20 protein-coding genes and 1 pseudogene are annotated in these 22,275 nt (G+C 45.9%); 14 read left to right on the top strand and 7 right to left on the bottom strand.

What is annotated here, in order from left to right; all coding sequences use genetic code 11:
* Positions 1-137 precede the first annotated feature (137 nt).
* Genes Q4Q57_RS12240 through Q4Q57_RS12250 form a run of 3 tightly spaced genes read left to right on the top strand, consistent with a single transcriptional unit; the run spans position 138 to position 2,208 of the window.
* Positions 138-671, top strand: a complete 534-nt coding sequence (locus tag Q4Q57_RS12240; RefSeq protein ID WP_311890970.1) for an RNA polymerase sigma factor — start codon at positions 138-140, stop codon at positions 669-671.
* Positions 671-1,255, top strand: a complete 585-nt coding sequence (locus Q4Q57_RS12245; protein ID WP_311890971.1) for an anti-sigma factor — start codon at positions 671-673, stop codon at positions 1,253-1,255. Before Q4Q57_RS12240 ends, Q4Q57_RS12245 begins: the two co-directional genes overlap by 1 nt.
* Entirely contained in the window at positions 1,252-2,208 is a 957-nt protein-coding gene (locus tag Q4Q57_RS12250; protein ID WP_311890972.1) for a DUF4097 family beta strand repeat-containing protein, read from the top strand. The genes Q4Q57_RS12245 and Q4Q57_RS12250 overlap by 4 nt, the downstream gene beginning before the upstream one ends.
* 72 nt (positions 2,209-2,280) lie before the next feature.
* On the opposite strand, the gene rsuA is transcribed toward Q4Q57_RS12250, so the two are convergent.
* Positions 2,281-3,033: a 16S rRNA pseudouridine(516) synthase RsuA gene (gene rsuA / locus Q4Q57_RS12255; protein WP_311890983.1), complete on the bottom strand. Its 753-nt coding sequence runs from the start codon at positions 3,031-3,033 to the stop codon at positions 2,281-2,283.
* Positions 3,034-3,110: 77 nt separating this feature from the next.
* On the opposite strand from rsuA, the gene Q4Q57_RS12260 reads away from it, so the two are divergent.
* The 5 genes from Q4Q57_RS12260 (at position 3,111) to Q4Q57_RS12280 (ending at position 8,138) form a co-directional block, all read left to right on the top strand.
* A complete protein-coding gene (locus tag Q4Q57_RS12260; protein ID WP_311890973.1) occupies positions 3,111-3,665 on the top strand; it encodes a sugar O-acetyltransferase in 555 nt (184 codons plus the stop codon).
* 262 nt (positions 3,666-3,927) lie between these two features.
* Complete coding sequence (locus Q4Q57_RS12265; protein ID WP_311890974.1) at positions 3,928-6,012, top strand: M13-type metalloendopeptidase; 2,085 nt, start codon at positions 3,928-3,930, stop codon at positions 6,010-6,012.
* Positions 6,013-6,238: 226 nt separating this feature from the next.
* Positions 6,239-7,024 (top strand): RelA/SpoT domain-containing protein, encoded by a 786-nt coding sequence (locus Q4Q57_RS12270; RefSeq protein ID WP_311890975.1) that lies wholly within the window; start codon positions 6,239-6,241, stop codon positions 7,022-7,024.
* A gap of 175 nt (positions 7,025-7,199) precedes the next feature.
* Positions 7,200-7,607: an SMI1/KNR4 family protein gene (locus Q4Q57_RS12275; RefSeq protein ID WP_011845817.1), complete on the top strand. Its 408-nt coding sequence runs from the start codon at positions 7,200-7,202 to the stop codon at positions 7,605-7,607.
* 30 nt (positions 7,608-7,637) lie between these two features.
* Positions 7,638-8,138, top strand: coding sequence for a DUF4447 family protein (locus tag Q4Q57_RS12280; protein ID WP_259541398.1), 501 nt, complete (start codon positions 7,638-7,640; stop codon positions 8,136-8,138).
* A gap of 110 nt (positions 8,139-8,248) precedes the next feature.
* Here the strand turns inward: Q4Q57_RS12280 and Q4Q57_RS12285 are convergent, their stop codons facing one another.
* Positions 8,249-8,881: a glutathione S-transferase family protein gene (locus Q4Q57_RS12285; protein ID WP_311890976.1), complete on the bottom strand. Its 633-nt coding sequence runs from the start codon at positions 8,879-8,881 to the stop codon at positions 8,249-8,251.
* Between the two features lie 159 nt (positions 8,882-9,040).
* Positions 9,041-11,599 carry a TonB-dependent receptor gene (locus tag Q4Q57_RS12290; protein ID WP_311890977.1) on the bottom strand — a complete coding sequence of 853 codons (2,559 nt, stop codon included), beginning with the start codon at positions 11,597-11,599 and terminating at the stop codon, positions 9,041-9,043.
* 243 nt (positions 11,600-11,842) lie between these two features.
* Here Q4Q57_RS12290 and Q4Q57_RS12295 point away from each other — a divergent pair, with 243 nt between their 5' ends.
* From Q4Q57_RS12295 to Q4Q57_RS12310, 4 genes are all read left to right on the top strand, one after another.
* The gene (locus Q4Q57_RS12295; RefSeq protein ID WP_311890978.1) at positions 11,843-12,382 is read left to right on the top strand and encodes a PH domain-containing protein; all 540 of its coding nucleotides are present in this window, start codon (positions 11,843-11,845) and stop codon (positions 12,380-12,382) included.
* Positions 12,383-12,533: 151 nt separating this feature from the next.
* Positions 12,534-13,808, top strand: coding sequence for an Nramp family divalent metal transporter (locus tag Q4Q57_RS12300; RefSeq protein WP_311890979.1), 1,275 nt, complete (start codon positions 12,534-12,536; stop codon positions 13,806-13,808).
* A gap of 152 nt (positions 13,809-13,960) precedes the next feature.
* Positions 13,961-14,425, top strand: a complete 465-nt coding sequence (locus tag Q4Q57_RS12305; protein WP_006080239.1) for a DUF1456 family protein — start codon at positions 13,961-13,963, stop codon at positions 14,423-14,425.
* A gap of 273 nt (positions 14,426-14,698) precedes the next feature.
* Entirely contained in the window at positions 14,699-16,387 is a 1,689-nt protein-coding gene (locus Q4Q57_RS12310) for an NAD-dependent malic enzyme (protein WP_006084095.1), read from the top strand.
* 128 nt (positions 16,388-16,515) lie between these two features.
* Here the strand turns inward: Q4Q57_RS12310 and Q4Q57_RS12315 are convergent, their stop codons facing one another.
* Together Q4Q57_RS12315 and Q4Q57_RS12320 are read right to left on the bottom strand one after the other, a co-directional pair.
* On the bottom strand, positions 16,516-16,950 hold the full coding sequence (locus Q4Q57_RS12315; RefSeq protein ID WP_006084096.1) for a DUF3069 domain-containing protein: 435 nt from the start codon (positions 16,948-16,950) through the stop codon (positions 16,516-16,518).
* A gap of 36 nt (positions 16,951-16,986) precedes the next feature.
* Positions 16,987-17,511, bottom strand: coding sequence for a phosphatase PAP2 family protein (locus Q4Q57_RS12320; protein ID WP_311890980.1), 525 nt, complete (start codon positions 17,509-17,511; stop codon positions 16,987-16,989).
* Between the two features lie 155 nt (positions 17,512-17,666).
* On the opposite strand from Q4Q57_RS12320, the gene Q4Q57_RS12325 reads away from it, so the two are divergent.
* Entirely contained in the window at positions 17,667-19,589 is a 1,923-nt protein-coding gene (locus Q4Q57_RS12325; RefSeq protein WP_311890981.1) for a diguanylate cyclase, read from the top strand.
* Here the strand turns inward: Q4Q57_RS12325 and Q4Q57_RS12330 are convergent.
* Positions 19,586-20,383, bottom strand: a complete 798-nt coding sequence (locus Q4Q57_RS12330; protein WP_220776630.1) for an ABC transporter substrate-binding protein — start codon at positions 20,381-20,383, stop codon at positions 19,586-19,588. The two genes, Q4Q57_RS12325 and Q4Q57_RS12330, sit on opposite strands and share 4 nt — an antisense overlap.
* Before the next feature lie 176 nt (positions 20,384-20,559).
* On the opposite strand from Q4Q57_RS12330, the gene queG reads away from it, so the two are divergent.
* Positions 20,560-21,762, top strand: coding sequence for a tRNA epoxyqueuosine(34) reductase QueG (gene queG / locus Q4Q57_RS12335; RefSeq protein ID WP_311890982.1), 1,203 nt, complete (start codon positions 20,560-20,562; stop codon positions 21,760-21,762).
* 225 nt (positions 21,763-21,987) lie between these two features.
* Here queG and Q4Q57_RS12340 read toward each other — a convergent pair.
* Positions 21,988-22,275, bottom strand: a pseudogene (locus Q4Q57_RS12340) (5-methyltetrahydropteroyltriglutamate--homocysteine S-methyltransferase); the annotation flags it as partial.

Below are 22,275 nucleotides of genomic sequence, written 5' to 3' on the forward strand. Positions count from 1 at the left end.
CGGATTCTACTACAGATTACAAAAATGTTACGCTGAATAATGAATCTTAATAAAATATATTTTTTACGACTCCAAACCTTTTGCTGCATTCAGTGCGTCAAAACTACAACACTTAATAATTATGGCAGGGAATGACAGTGACAGCAGGGATACTCCCACTCAATAGCGCAATGTCTGACTTTGAACTGGCCACCTTAGCCAGCCAAGGAAACAGAACCGCCTTTAAATTGCTGTATCAAAGCCATCACCAACGTATCTATGCCCTATCACTGCGCCTTTGTGGTCATAAAACCATGGCGGAAGACATTACCCAAGAATGCTTTATTTTAGTGTGGCAGAAGTTGCCGCAATTTCGAGGTGAGAGTCAGTTTTCCACTTGGTTACACAGTATTTGTGTCAATCAAGCCTTGAGCAGTATCCGTAAACAACAATCATTTTGGGCACGATTTATCCCGCTGGAAAATGAAACTGAACCTATGAGTTCAGATGAAAGTTATAGCGGATTAGACAAGTTGATTTTCAAACTGCCGCAGCGGGCTCGCATAGTGTTCGTACTCTGCGCCATTGAAGGTTATCAACACGATGAAATCGCTGATTTACTTGGCATTGCGGTCGGTACTAGCAAGACCCAATACCATAGAGCTAAGCAACTACTACAGGAGATGCTGTAATGACATTAACGCCGCTTTCCCGTGAACAACAGCTTGAGCAACTGATCGATAGCGCCCCCAAAGAAATGTCGCCCAGCCATGATCTGTGGCAGGGCATTGAAAAGCGCATGGACAAACCGCTTATGTCGCAAACGCGCCAATCCCAGCACGGCAGACTGTGGGCAATAGCCGCCTCCTTTATCCTTCTGGTGGCATTGGGGTATACCCAATTACCCTCTTTCAATCCATTAACCACGCAGCAGACAGAGCTTGCTCAGAACTCAGCTATGCCAGCGCAACCAGGGGATGCGGCCTTACAATTATTACTCACTCAAATTGCAGCATCGCACCAAGTGCAAGTGGATAACCTAGAGCAAACAACGAATGCACTAGCTTGGCAGACCAGCAGCTTTAGCGCGCCCGTTGAGCAAGGTTTGGCTGAACTAAGACGGGCGGCAACTCAGATTTACCAAGCTTTACAAGCAAATCCAACCGATAAACAACTTTGGCAACTCTGGCTTTGGGTGCAGCAGCGTGAGCTCGACCTATTACAACAGGGCCAAAAATTACCCATTAAAAACTCGACACAAGGAAATACCCTATGAGTAACCTCAATCTCACTAAAACCAGTCTATTAGTTTCGACACTCTATTTAGGTTTAATGGGCAATGTGTTCGCAGCGCAAAGCGTTGATAAACAGCTCAGTATTGGCAGCGACACCCAATTGCAGATCAAAGTCCAGCGCGGCGATGTGACGATTCAAACCTGGGATAAGAGTGAAGTCAGTGTCACAGGCACACTCGATGAATTGAGTGAAGGTTTTGTGTTCGAGCAACAGGGAAACAGTCTGAATATCGAAGACAAGATGCCTCGCCACTATAATGGCAATAATGACAAGGGCTCGCAGCTTACCATTAAAGTACCAAAAATAGTAAAACTCAATGCAGACACTATTTCAGCGAATCTGCAAGTTGCCGAAGCCCAAGGTGAACTCGATTTAAATACCGTCAGTGGCGATATAAAAGCTAACAACCTCAGTGGTAAACCTGAGTTAAATACCGTCTCTGGCGATATCACAACCAAAGCACTTGATGGGAAAATCAAATTAGAAACCGTATCCGGCACGATTCAAGACACTGACAGCAAAGGGGAAATGAACTATCGCCTCGTAAGTGGTGACTTAAAAAGTCAAACTAAGGCCGAAAAAGTGATGGTTGAACAAGTTTCTGGCGAAGTGAATGCTAACTTTAGCCTCGCAAAGGAAATCGTACTCAGAACCGTCAGCGGTGACTCAAAAGTATCACTGGCGAAAAACTTCAACAGAGCCAATTTAGAAAGTGTGAGCGGCGATATCATAGTGACGTTTGCCGATATGCCAGATGCCAGCTTTGACTTAGACGGTGGTCCTGGTGGCAAGATCAAAAACACCTTAACCCAAGATGAGCCTAAAAAGCAGAAATACGTGCCACGCGCCGAGTTATCATTCCAAACAGGCTCTGGTGCAGCCAACGTGAAGATGAATACCATCAGCGGTCATCTGATTTTAAAGAAACAGTAATAAAAGCTATTTAGCACAAATAAAAAATGCCGCCAAAGTAAAACTCGGGCGGCATTTTTTATATCAAACTCATCAGACTGAAGCTATCTCTTCAGCCGTCAAATATCGCCATTCACCCAGTGCTAAGGTGGGGTCTAATTCAATTTGCCCTACACTTTCACGATGCAACCCTTGCACATGATTGCCCACAGCGGCAAACATACGCTTCACTTGATGATACTTACCTTCGGTGATGGTTAATCGCACTAATTGTGGATCAATAATCTCCAGTAACGCTGGCTTAGTTAGACCATCTTCACCGCGCAATTCAACGCCAGCGGCAAATATTGCAATCAAGCCCGTATCCACAGGATCGGCGAGTTGCACTAAATAGCGTTTACCGCATTCTTTCTTCGGTGAGGTGATTTTATGCGACCACTGGCCGTCGGTCGTGATCAGCACTAGCCCTGTGGTATCGGCATCTAAACGCCCAGCAATGTGCAAGGTTTCAGGCTTGGGTACATCCACTAAGCTCAATACTGATGGATAGGTTTCATCAATCGTTGAACAAATCGTATCGACTGGTTTATTGAGCATTAAATAACGTACGCCCACTAAGGCAATCGGCTCGCCCTCAAGGCAAACACGCATATCTTCAGTCACTTTAAAACCCGAGTCTTTGACGACTATGCCATCGCAAGTAATGTCACCGCGATGCAGGGCTTTTTTCGCTAATGAGCGAGTCAGTGGGGTACTCTCACAGATAAATTTGTCTAAACGCACGTTAATACTCAACTTCAATAAAGAAAACTGCCATATTATGAGGCCGGCCACTTCAAAGGGCAAAGAATTGCTGCTCAGCACACGATGTGTTTCTGTTTAGCCCTTACGCATTAACGACAGTCACCCTAGGGAAAGATGACATGACTGAATTCCAAAAGATGATCACAGGCCAAGAATATGATTGCCTTGCCTGCGAACTATTAAGTTTACGAGCTCAGCAGCAACGGCTGAATCGACAATTAAATCAAATAATTGACCAAGATACCCCAGAGTACAGCCAACTCTGCCAGCAGCTCATTCCCCATAAATCATCAGCCGCAACGATATCCACGCCGATTTTTATCAGTTATGGCGCCAACCTATCCCTTGCTGACAAAGTGTTTATCAATGTGAATGTCACCTTACAGGATAATGCGCCCATTTCTATTGGCGAGCAGACCATGGTCGGCCCCAATGCACAATTTTATACCTCGAGTCACCCACTCGATGCCGAGCTGCGTTGCTCAGGTATAGAAACAGCGAAAGCAATTAGGGTCGGTAAACGGGTATGGATTGGTGGCGGCGCTATCATAATGCCAGGCGTCACTATTGGTGATGACGCCATCATAGGCGCAGGTGCTGTAGTCACAAAAAATGTGGCCGCCAAAACCGTGGTCGCTGGTAACCCCGCGAAGCCGATCAGGCAGCTAATTTGATCGCGTGTAAAAAAGAGAAAGCTAAGTGCTCGCTTACCTCAAAAGGCTTGCATACGGTAACTTTGCCGCTAATGAGCTTAAGACTGTAATTGGTAACCTTTAGTTACATATGACTCAAGATAAATCCGCGATAAACACTGTAATGACCTTGTTTAGATTCCTAGTAAGGCATTAACATAGTTCATTGCGCCTGAAGCGATCCCATTTTGCAAAAAATAACAGCCCCAATAATGGGCACAATAATAAACTCGAAGGAAACGACATGAGAAAAGTACTCATTGGGGGACTGTGTGCCTCACTTATCGCAGGCCTGACTGCCTGTAATGACAAGCCAGCCGACGTTAAAGTACCTGAAACCGCTAAAACAGCCACCGCAATTGCTGTAACTCAAGTACTGGGTTCTGGTATTGAATTCGCTAATTTTGATAAAGCGGTTCGCCCACAGGACGATTTCTACAAATATGTTAACGGCACTTGGTTGAAAAACACTGAGATCCCAGCCGATCGCACTAGCATTGGCGCTTTCTACGATTTACGTGAAAAATCACGTGACGATGTAAAAGCCATTATCGAAGAAGTGGCAGCAACGCCCAATCTGGCCGTTGGCACAGACGAGCAAAAAGTGGCCGATTTATATCGATCATTTATGGATACTGACACACTCAACAAACTGGGCGTGACACCAATCCAAGGTGAGTTCGATGCCATTAACGCTTTAAAAGATAAGAATGAATTGGTGAAGTACTTCGCCCACAGCCAAATCGCTGGTGCGGGTACACCTATGGCATTTTATATCGATATCGATGCGAAAAACTCTAGCCGTTACGCGACTCATCTCTATCAATATGGCCTAAGCCTGCCAGAAAAAGACTACTACTTTAACGAGTCAGAACGCTTCGTTAATATCCGTAAGGCTTACCTAGCCCACATAGAAAAGATGTTTACTCTTGCGGGTCTTGCTAATCCTAAAGCCAGCGCTGAGTCTATTCTTGCCCTAGAAACGGCCATTGCCTCTAAGCATTGGGATGTGGTTGAAAACCGCGATAGCACGAAAACTTACAATCTATATCAAGTGAAAGATCTGCCAACATTGGCACCGGATATCGATTGGACTGTTTACTTAACAGCGCTGGGTGCGGATAAGCAAACCGACATCATTGTTAACCAGCCTAGCTATATCCAAGGTCTGAACGAGGTGTTAAAAACGACCGATTTAGCTACTTGGAAAACCTACATGCAATGGCAAGTGCTGACGCATGCAGCGAACTATTTGAGTGAAGCGCTGGACAACGAAAACTTCGATTTCTTCTCTAAAACCTTAAACGGTCAAGAAGAGCAAGAACCACGTTGGAAACGCGGCGTAGCCTCTGTTAACGGTATGCTGGGTGAAGTTGTCGGCAAAGTGTACGTTAAACGTCACTTTACGCCTGAAGCCAAAGACCGCATGCAAGCACTGGTGGAAAATCTTCGTGGCGCTTACGGCGAGAGCATCAAAGATTTAACCTGGATGAGCGACAGCACTAAAGTGGCTGCGGCAGATAAGTTAGCAAAATTCAACCCGAAAATCGGTTACCCGAACAAGTGGGAAGATTACAGCAAGCTGAGCATTAAAGCTGACGACTTAATCGGTAACGCTATTCGTGCCAGCGAAGTTGAACATGCTAAGTCATTAGCCAAACTGGGCGCGCCAATCGACAAAGACGAATGGCACATGACCCCACAAACGGTTAATGCTTACTACAACCCAACCATGAACGAAATCGTCTTCCCTGCGGCCATTCTGCAACCGCCATTCTTCAATTTGGCGGCTGATGATGCAGTCAACTACGGTGGTATTGGTGCCGTTATCGGTCACGAAATGGGCCATGGTTTCGACGACCAAGGTGCTAAGTTCGATGGCGAAGGCAACATGCGTGACTGGTGGACTGAGCAAGACTTGAAAGAGTTCTCTGCCCGCGGCCAAGCGCTGATTGCACAATACGACGGTTACTTTGTGTTTGACGATTTGCACGTCAACGGTGGTTTAACGCTAGGTGAGAACATTGGTGACTTATCAGGTGTGACTATCGCATACCGCGCCTATAAGAAATCACTCAATGGTCAAGAAGCGCCGGTCATCGATGGCTTAACGGGCGATCAACGTTTCTTCATCGGTTTCACTCAAATTTGGCGCGCGAAAGCCAAAGAAGAAGCGATGCGTAACCGCGTAGCGACCGATCCACACTCACCTGCGGAATTCCGTGCTCTGGGTGCTCTGTCTAACATGCCTGAGTTCTACACCACATATGATGTGAAACCCGGTGATGCTATGTATATCGCACCAGAAAAACGCGTAAAAATTTGGTAAGCCAGATTTAAATCGCCGCTCGGCTGCATAAGCTGAGCAACAACAATGGCGCTCACTGTCACAGGTGGCGCCATTTTTTTTGGCTAAACTCCTCAATCCTGAGTGATGAATGTGAACCCATGCGCAAGATGAACAAGTCTTAATGATTGATTCAGCTTTAATTAAGCAAAAGAAGCCTATGGTGGATGGGTGACCTGTACAACTCACCCATAAGGAAGTAGGCCGCATGACTAAGTTATTTCGTACCTTTTTTATTTTTCTACTCTTATTATCGAGCCGCGCTGGTGTAGCAAATTCTCTCGACGTCAGTGACACAAAAACAGAACGTGGTAATTACAGTGCAAGACAGGCACAAAGCCACGATCTACAAGGTCTATACGCACTCAGCAGTCAGACCTTTGATGCGCCTCGTCAAACCTCGAATGACTTATCCGTTCTCCATCACCAAGCCTATGATGCTCAGGCTGAGCTGGCTCAGTTGCTTACCCGAATTGGCCATCATTCACAGACGCAAGTGATTATTCCTCCGGTGAAAAGTTATCAAAGAGCTGCCGACAAAGTGGCGACAAAATTTAACGGTGATGCCAGTCAAATCACCGACCTTGCAAGGGCAAGTATCGTGACCGACAGCATTCAAGATCTGATGAAGGCTTATCAAACTTTGAACGAACAGACCCAAGTGGTAAAACAAAAGAACCGCTTTGCTGAACCTAAAGCATCTGGCTATCGCGATCTCAACTTGCTGGTACGTTTACCCCAATCTGGCATGATTGCCGAGGTGCAATTACACTTGCAGGATATCGCCGATATCAAAAGTGGCCCAGAGCACAAGGTATATGAAAAAGTGCAAAGGATTGAAGCCAATGCCCGTAAACAGCAAAGATCACTCAGTGAATTTGAGCTGGCACAGATTGCCCAATTACGCCAAGAATCACACAAGCTGTACCACAAAGCATGGCTTAACTATAAGCGAGTCGATGAAGCCAGTTTATTAAGAGTCTCAGTCGCTTAACCCACAACCGCTTCCACTGTTGCGCTGGTCTCCTGCAAAGGTGCCAGCGCTTTTTTTATATTTTACAGCGCCTGAAAAACCATATTAAAAATCAGCTGAAAAAAAGCACTCTCTCGCATCGAACGTCTTTTTAAGTATATAATCCCGCGCCATAGCCATATCAGCAGGAAACGCCATGCACGACATCATTGAGCAACTCCAAGAACGCAGTGAAACTGTTCCTGTACCACTCGAATTACCCACATTTGAGCAGCTCGTCGAAGTCGAAGAGCAAATCCTGATTTCATTACCACGGGAGCTAAAAGAATACCTGCTGTATGCCAGTGATGTGATTTACGGCACGATAGAGCCAGTAACCGCATCGGATCCTTACTCACACACTTATCTGCCTGAAGTCACTTGTTATGCTTGGTCTATCGGCATGCCAAGGGACATGATTGCCATTTGTCAGCAGGGCGATGCTTTTTACTGTATCGACCAAGATGGCCAAGTGCATTTCTGGAAAAACGGCGGCTTTACCGATATCTATTGGGAGTCGTTCTGGGAATGGGTTGAAGAAATCTGGCTAAAGATTAAATACTAATTTTACTTTTATTGCATTGAGAACACGATTATGTCTAAAAACATTGGCTTGAATGCCATCGAAATTAGCTACTTACGCCAATCATTGAGCTTAAGTGCGGCTCAAGTTGGCACGCTAACTAACCATAGCGAAGCCGATGTATTAGCCTGGGAAAGTGGCGAACAAGCAGCACCTGAGCTGGCGCAAAAGAAACTGCTTGATATTGATGACATCATTGAGATGCAAGTGCTCAACACCTGCGATGGTATCGAAGAACTATTTAAAAAAGAACCTAAGCGTCATTTAGCTTTTGTGGTGTACCCCACTCAAGCCATTTACACTCAATACAACCCCGAATTTTTAAGTTCATTGCCTTTTACTGAGCTGTACAACACGGCAGCTTGGCGCATCAAGAAAGAGTGCAAACTGGTCCTAGAAGTCGACGTCAGCTTAGTCGCACTGGACGTGGAAGCCTATAAAGCCTTCCGTGAACCGACCAAAATGAGCGAAAGCCGTGAAAGCCGTGCTAAATGGGCCGCAACTCAACTATAAGCATGCAAATCCAGAAGCTTAGTACTCGCATTAACAGTAAGGGCAGATATCACTATCTGCCCTTTTCATATTCTCATAATGATTTTCAGATAATCAGTGACTTAGAATGATTATCCCTTAGCGGCCACCACAGCATCCATCTTCTGTAAAGCCGATTGACGCGACGGCAGCGCAGACAACCTATCGCGATAAGCGGCGAGTTTAGGTGGAATGGCTTGTTCAAACAATGTGCCCCACATTAAGGTATGGGCCAATAAAATATCCGCCACCGAAACGTCATCACCGAGCAAAAAATCACTTTCAGGCAACATGGCTTCGGCCAATGCAGCCGCCTTATCAAACTCCCATACCGCACAAGGCATGATCTGCGGATGACGCTGCTCCTCCGGTAAAGCAAACTTATGCTTACCCAAAGTCCAAAGCGGCTGCTCAAGCTCAGTAATGATGAAGCTCACCCATTGATGGTGCAAACCCGATGCGTTACTCCCCGCGGCTGGCAACAACTGACCCTCGCCATACTTTTCTGCTAGATAAAGGCAAATCGCCGCTGATTCAGATAACACTAACTCAGCATCCGTTAGCACAGGCACTTTACCGCAGGGGTTTATCGCTAAAAATGCCGCGCTGCGATGCGCACCCTTAGTCATATCCACAAAGGAAAAATCCCAATCAACGCCCAACTCTTCCAACACCCAAGCAACTCGTAATGCGCGACTGCGCGGTGTGCCATATAAAGTGATCATTGCAACGTCCTTTTAGTCCGGTTAATTCGTGTCCTAACGAAGATACACTGAGTTTGAGTTAGTGCAAATCTGCCCATAAAAAACGGCGCTTAATGCGCCGTTTCGATTTCACTACACTTTGATATAAAGTACTTAGCTATAAAGCACGTAGGCTTAATATTAGAAGTTCATAGTGAGTTTAGTGTAGATGTAGCGACCCATAGGGTTATGTACTGAGGTCACGTAACCGTAGAGGTCGGTATCGCTATCACCGATAGCAAATGATGGCTCTTCGTCAAATACGTTGTTCACGCCTAGTGTCAGCTTGAACATCTCATTGAAGCGATAAGTACCTGACATGTCGACTAATATTTGAGCATCAATTGTACGAGTTTTGTCAAAATCCTCAAATTCACCGATATAACTCAAGTTTATATTGGCGGCAAAGTTATCCATAGTCCAGTTGGTTGTCGCTAACCAACGGTTCTTCGGATACTTATACTCTCCGGTATAATCGACCACTTGATGAGTATCATCTTTTTCAAAGTTATGCAGATAACTCCATTCAAGACCGAACTTAAGGTCGCCATAACTATCGAGTTCGAGGCCATAATGGGTCGATACATCCATACCCTGAACTTCTTGCGAACCTAAGTTAACAAAGCTTGAATGGAGCACATCAATAGTACCGAATGTTTGACCGGGTTGGGGGGCTAAGCGCACACACACTGTACTGTTCTGATCGTTACAATGAGCATCATAAATATCCTGCAGTAACAACTTATCGATTTTATTATCTTGAGTGATGCTGTAGATATCGAAACCAATATCGAACTTCTGGCTTGGTGCCCAGATCATGCCGACGTTCCAAGTCTCAGACTCTTCCGCTTTTAGATTAGGATTACCTGCAAATTCAGTAGTAAAATCTGATTTAACACAATCAAGGCCATCCGCATCACAACGATACTTATCTTTTAAAAAACTACTCTCATCTGATGGGCCTAAACCAATTTGTGCCAATGAAGGCGCACGGAACCCTGTTGACCATGAAGCACGCGCCGTTATCTCATCACTAATACCCCATTGGAAAGCAATCTTAGGATTAGTGGTTGAACCAAAATCACTGTAATGATCATATCGACCCGCAAGTTGCAGCTCGAAGTTATCCGTTACTGGGATAGAAAATTCAGTATACGCCGCCCATTGATCGCGATCGCCCTTCGCAGACACAGCTTCGGTACCAAAAATCAATCCACGTTGAAATTGCTCATCAGGCTCGTCGCTAATAGCTTCTTCACGGTATTCAACTCCAGCCGCCATCATGATATCGCGATCAGCAAGGGTAAATGCTTGACCTGAGATATTCGCGGCATAGGCGGTCATTGTGGACAGACCTTGGCGCACTAGACTGGTGGTAATATCATCAATGACATCTTGGGAGTTCATGGTGCCACCGAAAGGATTGTAGCGACCTGCATCGATTTCACGTTGCAAGTAATCGGTTCTGACCCAACCTTGGCTGCGATCACCCGTTTGAGTGGACTCACTGCGACCTTTTTGCACCGAAGCTTCCCAATCCCAATCTTTAACTACGCCACGCAAACCTGCGACTAAACGTAAAGTATCGGATTCAATATCCCAACGACGCGCACCCGCATCAACGGTGCGGAAACGACCGATTTCAATATCTTTCCCCCACGGGTTATTTGGATGACTACCTGGTACAGTTAAGCCTGCTTTCTCATCAAGTGGCGTCGGCGCACCGCCCGCTTCCGATGTGTTGTGCTGGGCAGCTAACTCTAGGAAGGCGGTTAAATCATCATTAAAGTGATATTCGAATTGACCAATAGCCCCCACACGTTCAGCGGCAGGCACAACAAGGTTATACGGTCCATAATCAAAGACACAAACTTCACCGTCTATATTGCGATCTGCAGGGCAAGCTGGGTCAACTGTCTGCACCCCATCAACATAAAAATACCCCGGGAAACCTCGGGAAGAACGCAAATCCTGGCCACCATAAGGTGTCTGATCTGCAGTTCCAAAACGGCCTAAATCCGTTGCAGCTAAAGTATCATTTTTAAAATAGTCGAGAATGATAGAGGCACTGCCCTTATCTGATTTCATCCCCCAAACCATGTTCGCCGTAGTTTCATTGTAACCCGTACCTGAAGCATCACCGTAGCCTAGGTTGACTTCAATGCCCTCAATGTCTTTCTTCAGGACAATGTTGACCACACCGGCAATCGCATCAGAGCCATAAATAGCCGATGCACCGTCCTTGAGTATGTCGATACGTTCGATCGCTGAAACAGGGATATTATTGATATCAACGAAAGAATTAGTAATACCTTCAGCAAAAGCACTCGCAGCAACCCGGCGGCCATTAATTAACACTAAGGTCGCATCAGGACCTAAACCACGCAAACTGATAGACGCGCCACCGTTGGCAGTTGAGTCTTGGCTATTACCACGGGTAGAAAACGCACCAGCACCGTTCGCAGGCATACGTTCGAGCAATTGCTGTAGGTTATCGAACCCCATATTAGCAATATCGTCTTTGCTGATCGATTGGATCGGGGAAGGGCCTTCGATATCTGTACGTTTAATACGAGAACCCGTTACTTCAATACGTTCAACTTTTTCTGCGCCTTTATCGGCTGCATGGACTACTGTTGGCGCAAATGCTAAAGCAATCGCGATGGCACAAGCACTGGGTAGAATCTGAGGTCTGTTCATACATATCCCTTGTTTTATCTATTTTATTAAAATTATATTAACCATTAGAAAACCATAAATTAACAATACACAAGGTAATGAGTTACAAACCAAAGTCAATGGGATCACAATGAAAGTTAAACTTTTGTTACATGTTGAGACAATATGCTTTCCTTCTGCGAGAATCAAAAAGGTCTAGGCACTAGAACATTCCACTCACGTGACAAATCGTGATGCTTGAATATCAGAATTTAAGGAAAAAACATGGAAGACAAGATCATTCATCGAGCAGAGTTTGCGGCTAATCTAGGTTTGTATTGGTTGCTTTCAGGGGCCGCCTATTTCAGCCTCAGCATAGTCGGCATTCCCTTGTTATTACTTTGGTTCCCAATCGGGCTGTGGGGAACCCGCCGCTATATTCGCAATATGAGTGCCGAGCTCACCAGTAATAAGCTGATTGTGCGCCGAGGAATATTAACCCGCACCGAAAACTCTGTGCCTTTGGACAAAATTACCGATATGGCATTGATCCAAGGCCCAATTATGCGCCTATTTGGTCTGCATAAACTCACGGTAGAAACCGCAGGGCAATCGGGCGCGGGTGCCTTGATAAGCTTAGTCGGCATAGTTGATGCGCCTCAATTTAGAACCCGCGTATTAGAACAAAAAGAGCGTCTTGCTATGCCCTTACATTCAACGAGCCCATCGGTACAACCTGATGATGCGTTATTACAAAACGTAGTCGAAATCGCAGCAAGCCTAAAACGAATTGAAGCCTTGCTCAGCCAACAATTAAATAGATAAATTAAATAAAACGACTTTCAGTTCAATCACTTTACCTTTAATGTTGAACAACTATCTTAGCGTTAGCTCAGCTTTAACTTGAGTACAGCCTTAACATAAGGGCGTGTTCGATTCCCAAGATTAATTTTCAATAGGTATTTTTGATAACGACATGACAGAATCCTCGGTAACCTCTTCTTCATCCTCTTGGATGACGCACCTGGCGCTTGGCATTAAAGCTATGGGTCCTGGTGTGCTTATGGCCGCAGCGGCGATTGGCGCATCGCATTTAGTTGCCTCGACTCGGGCCGGCGCCGAATTTGGCTGGCAATTAGCATGGGTGATTTTAGGGGTGAATTTACTTAAGTATCCTTTCTTTGCCGCTGGCGCACGCTACACCGCCGCAACAGGTGAGAGTTTACTGCACGGTTACCTCAAACAGGGCCGAGGTTATTTACTGCTATTTACGGGACTGAATGTGATAGCCGCCGTTGCCAGCACTGCGGGTGTTTGCATGCTCACCGCCGCTATGTTGACCCAATTTATTCCGCTTCCCATCGATTGGTTAGCCCTATTGGTATTGCTAAGTTCTTTGGCTTTGCTGATCTTAGGCCATTATCAACTGCTCGATAGACTCACTAAGATCATCATGTTCGCCCTAACCTTAACCACATTAATTGCCGTGGCCTTAGCTTGGGATCATGCTCAACCATTAGCGAGCAATTTTGCCTCTCCTTCACCTTGGCAATGGGCCCATGTGGGATTCCTGGTCGCCATGATGGGCTGGATGCCAGCACCGATTGAAGTCAGCGCTTGGAATTCTCTCTGGTTGCTCGAAAAACAAAAAAGCCAGACGGTCACGAAAGCGCAGGCACTGCTCGACTTTAACTTAGGCTACATCATCACTGCGATCCTCGCGATCGTGTTTCTGTCCTTGGGCGCCTTAGTGATGCACGGCAGTGGTGAGCACTTTTCCGATTCGGGCGCGCAATTTGCTAATCAATTGATCAACCTTTACAGCCAAGTGATGGGCGGCGAGAGTCGTTATCTTATTGGTGTTGTGGCATTTCTGTGTATTTTCAGCACAACAGTAACAGTGATCGATGGCTACAGCCGCACCTTAGATATGGGCTGGCAATTACTCACCTCAAAGGCCAGTTCAGACAAACGCCTCACAGGGATCATGCTCGCCATCAGTGCCTTTGGCTTATTGCTGATCCTCTTCTTTAAAGGCGCACTGTTGCCGCTACTTGAGTTTGTGATGATTTTGGCCTTTATGACCACTGTCATTTTTGCTTGGTTAAACTACCGCTTAATGACCAGCAAACAGCTCCCCGAAGCCGATAGGTATGGCACTAAGATGAAGCTACTCTCTTGGTTTGGCCTAAGTTATCTGCTGATTTTCGCGGCACTGTTTATCTATTGGTACAACGTCATTAAAGGTTGATTGCTAAGATGGCATGACAGCTATTTATGCCAGAATCATAAATAGCATTCGCTACGCTGCGTTAAATTCCGGCTAAATTCTGCTTTTGAGGCGGTTTGGGTATATAATACCGCCTCTTAAACCAGACAGCGCAGCCGCGCCAAGAGATGACCATGATTAATAATGATATTTTGCGCCGTTTGCGCTTCGTGTTTGATTTCAACAATGCCAAAATGATTAAAATTTTTGCCAAAGCTGGAAGAGAAGTGCCAACAGAAGAGATCATTGCTCTGCTGCACAAAGAAGAGGAAGAAGGTTACAAAGCCTGTAATGACACCACTTTATGTCAGTTCCTAGACGGCCTTATCATCGAAAAGCGTGGCCTACGTGAAGGTGCAGAAATTCCAGCGCCAGTATCGCGTTTAAACAATAACTTAATCTTCAAAAAGCTCAGAGTGGCACTCGAAATGCGTGAAGAAGACATAGTTGCAGCCTTGGCTCTAGCCGAAGTGCAAATGTCAAAATCAGAACTGAGCGCGCTGTTCCGCAATCCGGATCATAAGAATTTTAAAGAGTGTGGCGATCAAATCCTGCGTAACTTTATTCGCGGCTTATCACTTAAGTATCGCGGTGAATAACGCAACACATCAGTTTTTCATATCAAACGCAGCTTAGGCTGCGTTTTTTATATCCGATTTAGCTATACCTAAAGCTGCTTAGGCATAAACAACAGCATAACAATTCCATCTGAAGTACCTCATAAATCCTGTTTAAAACAGCGGACTTTTTTACTGCTGCAAAAAAAACCACAAATACCTCGTTCCACGGACAACAAAGATCACATTTCATGATAACCTTACGTGACTTACAGCACGTATTGACCACTTAAACAATAACTCAAAAGGTTACCCATGGACGATAATAAACGCCCCCTCTATCTTCCGTTTGCAGGACCTGCCATTCTTGAAGCCCCACTGATTAACAAGGGCAGTGCATTTTCTGAAGAAGAGCGTATTTTCTTTAACCTCGAAGGCTTAGTTCCCTATGCCATTGAAACGATTGAGGAGCAGGCTTCCCGCGCCTACGATCAATTTAGAAGTTTCAATAACGACTTAGACAAGCATATTTACCTACGTAATATCCAAGACACTAACGAGACCTTATTTTATCGTCTAGTGCAAAATAATATCAGCGAGATGATGCCCATCATCTATACGCCGACGGTAGGTTTGGCTTGTGAACGTTTCTCGAAAAACTACCGCCGCAACCGTGGTTTGTTTATCTCCTATCCGAACAAAGATAGGATCGATGACATTCTCAATAACTCGACTCGCCAAAAAGTTAAAATCATCGTTGTTACCGACGGTGAACGTATTTTAGGCCTTGGCGATCAAGGTATTGGCGGCATGGGGATCCCTATCGGTAAGTTGTCACTCTACACTAGCTGTGGTGGCATCAGTCCGGCTTATACTCTGCCTATTACATTAGACGTAGGCACAGATAATCCGCAGTTATTAGAAGATCCTATGTATATGGGCTGGCGCCATCCGCGCATCGGTGGCGAAGAATACGCCGAGTTTATCGAAGCCTTTATGCAAGCCGTACATGTGCGTTGGCCAGACACTTTGATCCAGTTCGAAGACTTTGCCCAAAAGAACGCCATGCCGATCTTAGAGCGTTATAAAGATCGCTATTGCTGCTTTAATGATGATATTCAAGGTACCGCCGCCGTTGCCGTCGGTTCATTGCTGGCCGCTTGTAAAGCTGCAGGTACTGAATTAAATCAACAACGTATTGCCTTCCTTGGTGCGGGTAGCGCGGGTTGCGGTATCGCCGAAGCTATCGTGGCGCAAATGGTGTCCGAAGGGATCAGCGACGAGCAAGCTCGTACGCAAGTATGTATGGTTGACCGTTGGGGCTTATTGCTAGACAACATGCCTAACCTGTTGCCATTCCAGCAAAAATTGGCGCAGAAATGCACCAATATCCAAAACTGGAGTAATTTCAGCGACAATATTTCGTTATTGGATGTAGTTAACAACGCTAAGCCAACCGTGCTGATTGGCGTGTCCGGTGTACCGGGTCTGTTCACCGAAGAAATTATTCGCGCTATGCACAGCCATTGTGCCCGCCCGATTATTTTCCCACTGTCGAACCCAACCAGCCGTGTTGAAGCGACGCCAAAGGACATTTTGCATTGGACCTCAGGTCAAGCACTCGTCGCCACGGGTAGTCCGTTCGAGCCCGTTGTGGTCGATGGTGAAACCTATGAGATTGCCCAGTGTAACAACAGCTTTATCTTCCCAGGTATTGGCTTAGGCGTTTTAGCCTCTGGTGCCCGCCACGTTTCCGATGCCATGTTAATGGCATCAAGCCGCGCACTTGCAGAATGCTCGCCACTGGCAATCGACGGTAGCGGCCCATTATTACCTAAACTGGAAGATATCCACGCGGTCAGTAAACACATCGCTTTCGCCGTAGGTAAAGTCGCAGTTGAACAAGGTTTAACGCTGCCAATGAGCGATGAAATCTTACAACAATCAATTGAAGGCAATTTCTGGAGTCCAGAATATCGCCGCTACAAACGCACTTCGTTCTAAGCATAACGTTGCCGCGACTTAAGTCGTGGCAACGCAGCTTTAGCTAAGGGTTTGTGCCAGCAAAAAGCCCGTCACTGCAAAGTGACGGGCTTTTTAATTTTCAGACTCAGCGCTTATTTCAATAAAAACTAAGGCGCCATCACCTGTTTAAAGCTATTGAGCATAGAGCGATCGGTACGTGCTTTTTTCAATTTGCGTAGACTTTCTTTGAGCGACTCATCGGCTAAACGGGTGAAGATACCGTTATATTCTTGCTCTTGGATTTCACCATCGGTATCGGCCTGCTCAGAAATCTCTTGGGCAACACGGCTCAACTGCAACCAAGCATTCGCAATATAAAAACCGTGGAATGCGGCTTGCTCCATAAGATTACGCGCGCTAGCAGGCAAAGATGCCCAAGCTTGGCTAAATTTGCCCTCTCTGTCTTCCAACAGTTCAGCGCACAGGCTTTGATATGCAGCCAATAATCCATCCGGAAGTTTTGCCATTGGCAGCACTTTATTCGCAACATTGTAAGAAATCTGCTCGGCAGTTTCACGGTAAACAGCTGATAATTCACTCATAAAAAATCTCGATTAACATTCATTCAAAAAATAGACTTAAAACTGACCACTCACATATAAACCATAAACGCCGTTACCTGCTATCGGTGTGACAGTAATTCCTTCATAGGGCTGAGTAAAATACCAACCCGCTAGTGCGCCAATTGCAGCACCCGCTAACACGTCTTCTAGGTAATGTTGATCGCTCGCCACTCGGGTATAGCCAACATACGATGCAGCGACATAGGCGGGTAAACCATATTGCCAGCCATAACGCTGCTGAATAAACGTCGCCGCCATAAAGCTATCTGAAGTATGACCCGATGGGAACGAATCGTCGCCACTACCGTCGGGTCTGTCTTTGCTCACGCCATATTTTAGGCCTTCAACAATTAATCGACTCGATACTGCCGCCTGAATGAGTTGCCAGCTGCCGTCGTAACCGTCTTCATAGAATAATGTCGTGCCCATTGCCGTTGCGGGGAGCAATAAGTGCAATACATCGCCCGAGGTTTCTAAATCTGAACCAGCCCAACTATTGCTGCTTATCATAAGTAGGGCAGCACAAAGTAATTTTTTCAAGGGTGATTCCTTTTTAGAATAATTTTCAAGGCGAAGTTTATACCTTGATCACTAGCCGAATGCAAAATTGAGATACATCTATATTCAAAATGAACAAACAAGTTATGCTAAGCTCATTATTACCTATTGATTTTAATGCGAACAGGAAACCTTTTTTGCTACGTCCATTCCGATACTTATCATTTACCTTGTTGCTGCTCTTGCTGCCGCTCAGCCTCGCTATGGCAGAAGAAAAGACTCAGGTTGATAAAATATTTGAAAGACTTGAAAGCGGTGAGCCCATGACCCGCGAAGCAATTGACAACGATCTTGCGTTATTGAGCAAACTGATTGCAACCGACGATGTACTACGCAATGAAAAGCTACAGCTACTAAAATGCTGGGATCAAAGTGCCGAAACGGATACAGACATAGCACAGGCAGTTAAGAATACGAGTCAAACACTCACCCTTATTCCACCAACGGCTTCCGCGCATTTCATCACCGACCTCATGCTTTGTCATTCTTGGTTTTTGCAGTTAAATGGTGATGTAGATAGCGCAATGGAAGGCTTTAACCTCAGCGTTAAGCGTGCCTATGAGCATGAGGATCTTAAACTCATTGCCGACTCACGCAGCCTTCGCGGCGCTCTGTATTCCTATATTGGCGATTTTTCTGCGGCATTAGACGATCTGATAACTGCACAAGATCTCTACGAGTCACTGAATTTAACCGGCTGGGCTAACATCAATCTTGCCGATATGGCCACCAGCTTTAGACGTTATGGCGATCCCCAAAGTGCAATCCGTTACTACAATAAACTCAAAGCACTCTATTTAAAGAACAATAACCAAGAGCAGGCAATGTATGTCACCTCAGAAATAGGTCTGGCTTTAGATGAACTGGGTGAACATCAACAAGCTATTGATCATTTCTTGCTCAGCTATCAATACTTTAAGGAACATCAGCTAGAAAAAGTGGCCGCCACTATGGCGACGGACATTGCCTTTAGCTTAATCAAACTCCATCGTCTTAATGAAGCGGAAAAATATTTAACTGAAGCCGCAGCTGTGATTAGCGAAAAAGATTATGCCGCTTATAGCTTTATGAAACTCTTTACGGCCAATATCAAGTTTCAACAAGCACGTTATAAAGAAGCGCTTACTGAACTCGAACAAGGGGAAAAAGCCTTTAGAACTCTGCAAAATGATCGGGGACTCACCCAACTATTACAGCTGAAAAGTGATGTCTATGCGGCGATGGATAATTTACCTGCGGCCTATGGCGCACTGCAGGAATTTGTCGCCCTCACCAAAAAAGTCGATGACAACTCCTTCTCTCATCAAACCACAGAATTAAAAGTGAAGTTTGATACCACTAGGATTGAATCTGAAAATCAACGTTTGATTGAAAACCAAAACCTTAAAGAACAAGAACTCGCGCTACTCGAGAAGAATAAATCATTACAACACATTATTTTATTATTGACGGGCTTTATCCTGACAATAGTGTCGATATTTGCGTATAAACAAGTACAGAGAAATCGCCAACTGCAGGTCATCGCCCTCACCGATTACCTCACCAAACTCCCTAATCGTCGGCATATTTATGCCCAAGCCGCGCAGTATTTTCAGCAAGCCTTAAAACAACAAAACCCTTTTTCGGTGATTATCTTTGATGCGGACCACTTCAAGAAAATTAACGATAACTTCGGCCATGAACTGGGCGATCGCGCCTTACTGACGATCGCAAGCGCAGGTAAAGCCCTAACAGGTAATAAAGATCTTATTGGCCGTATCGGTGGTGAAGAGTTTTTAATTCTCTTACCCAACACGGATGCTGAACGTGCTTGTGAACTTGCCCATCAGTTGCAAGCTCATATTAGCCGCCTAGGCGCAGGGGATTTACCCGCTGAACTCAAATTGACTGTTAGCGCAGGAGTCGCAACCTTAGCGCCGCAGCCCAATAGTGACAACACCTATCAAGACAAAGACTTTGCCAGCCTACTGAAACGTGCCGACGACGCCCTTTATGAGGCTAAAAATGCGGGAAGAAATTGTGTTAAAGCCGCCAAAAATGAGGCTGCGAGTGAGAGTTAAACACTTTTATGCCAAAACACTTGATGCTGTAAGGGCGGTGGCAGAGCACCAAACCATGTCTGATATAAACGACTAAATTCCCCTGAGTCTTTCATTTTCTCAAGCTCTGTTTGCCAACTCGTGACCGTGACCGCCGAGGTCCCTTTAGAAAAGGCTAAGTACAGATTAATCTCAGATACGACATACACTTGGCGTATATCGGCCTCACTTGCGCCAACCTCTTCTAATATCTGCTTAACCGCAAGATCCGCTTGGCACCAGAAACGAATTCGAGAAAACAGTAACTGCTTTGCCGATTGCTGTGGAAAACTCGCCACCAGTAAGTTATCGACACCCGCTTGTTGTAACAGCTGTGCTCCAGCGGATTCTCGATAAACCCCGACAATATCTTTAGATTGCAGTTCAGCAAGTTGCTCGAGCACTATGGGATCTGCCGCCCTCGCATACAAAGCAATTTTGCTGGTTGCAATCGGGCCAATGAAATCGAAATGATCTTCACGCTCGTCATTAATAGACGTCGCAAAAAGTAAGACATTCGCCGAAGTATTGGCAATCGAATACGCCCGTGCCCAAGGTAACACCTCGATTTTCTCGCTCTGTCCCAGCCTCGATTGCAGGGTATTCACTAAGTCCACAGCAAAACCATGGGGAACGCCATCTTGCTCGTAACTCATGGGAGGCCAAGCTTCGGTCACCAATTTCAACTTATCAGGCGCAGCAAAAACAAGATTAGGCATTAGGCCTAACAGACTCATCGCAAGAAAAAATGCCCTAGGAGAAAACGCACTCAGCATACTGATACCAAAAGCGAAACATTAAACCTAATCATAGACTCAATCTCAGCTGCAAATAAACATATTGCCTAAAGAAAATCGCGCCTCATTCATGCTCACTGAGTAAACTCGTCCGCAACAAGTGAAAACTTGCTATCATATTGCCACCTAGCCAAGAGCCTCGCTGCAATGAATCCATGTCGACTTTAGCCAATCCAATCCCTAATCAATCCTATGCCAGCACACTGTCGCGGCTCGCGCTGCAAATAAAAACGTGGGGAAAAGCACTCGGATTTGCGCAGGTTGGCATTTGCGATACAGATTTAACGGCCGAAGAAGCCAAACTCCAAGCATGGCTAGACAAAGGGTTTCATGGCGAAATGGCGTATATGGCCACCCATGGCATGATGCGCGCTCGCCCGCAAGAATTGCATCCGGGCACAGTGCGGGTGATATCCGTACGGATGGATTATTTACCACCCGAAGCTGGCTTTGCTACGAATCTCACCGATCCCAACTTAGGTTATATTTCCCGTTATGCGGGAGGTCGCGACTACCACAAGTTGATCCGCGCTCGGCTTAAAAAGCTGGGGGATCAAATCAGTGCAGAGTTAGTTGCGCTCGGTTTCGATGCCGCCGATTTCCGTCCCTTCGTCGACTCAGCGCCCGTACTCGAGCGCCCATTAGCCGAAAAAGCCGGTATCGGCTGGACAGGTAAACACTCACTCATACTCAACCATGAGGCGGGTAGTTGGTTCTTTTTAGGTGAGCTACTGATCAATTTGCCTCTGCCTGTGGATATTCCAATCCAAGAAGGCTGTAACAGTTGCGTCGCCTGCATCACCTCCTGCCCAACAGGTGCAATCGTAGAACCCTATGTGGTCGATGGCAGACGCTGTATTTCCTATCTCACCATCGAGCTGCAAGGCGCCATTCCTGAAGAATTTAGGCCACTCATGGGCAATCGCATCTATGGCTGCGATGATTGTCAGCTCGTGTGCCCTATCAATCGCCAAGCGCCGCTCACCGCCGAAACCGACTTCCACATTCGCCCTCAGTTAAAACAGCCCGACCTTCTCAGCCTTTTTGCTTGGAGCGAGGCCGAATTTCTAAAGCAAACTGAAGGCAGCGCCATTCGCCGCATTGGCCATAAACGCTGGTTACGTAATATCGCAGTCGCACTGGGTAACGCCCCCGCAAGCCCAAGTATTATTGCCGCACTTAACGCCCGCAATAACAGTGACGATATCGATGAGATAGTGAGTGAACATATCGAGTGGGCGCTCAATGCGCAACAATCGCGCCTTGCCGATATCGCAGCAATTGAACAACAAAAAGCACGCCGCAAGACTGAACGCATGGTGCGTATTATCAAAAAAGGCTTACCACGAGATGCTTAACATCTAACAAGGTTATCAATAGCTTACTACTGATTAATTAGCCTAAACTAAGAATCGTTATTCGCTCCGTACGTCTATTGAACCTTGATATTAAACATGGCCAATAGACAGTGGCGTTTCCCTTATTCGCAGCGAATAAAAGACACCGGAGGCATAAACATCCGGTGTCTTTTTACTGAGTAAGCTCAATAAGTTCAGTTAAGAACTCTCACTCAAGCAGTGATATTAACCAAGGCGGCGACGTAGTTCTCGCGTGGCATCGACCATGTTTTTCAATGCAGGTTCAACTTCATCCCAAGTTCGGGTTTTTAGGCCACAATCTGGGTTGACCCATAATTGACGCACGGGTACTTTCTGCGCCGCTTTCTCGATTAACTGCACCATGGCCTCCACACTTGGGATATTTGGTGAGTGGATGTCATACACACCGGGGCCGATTTCATTTGGATATTCAAAATCTTCAAAGGCGTTGAGTAACTCCATCCGCGAACGCGACGTCTCGATTGTGATCAC

This window comes from Shewanella sp. SP2S2-6 (assembly GCF_031931965.1).
Lineage (GTDB): Bacteria > Pseudomonadota > Gammaproteobacteria > Enterobacterales > Shewanellaceae > Shewanella > Shewanella baltica.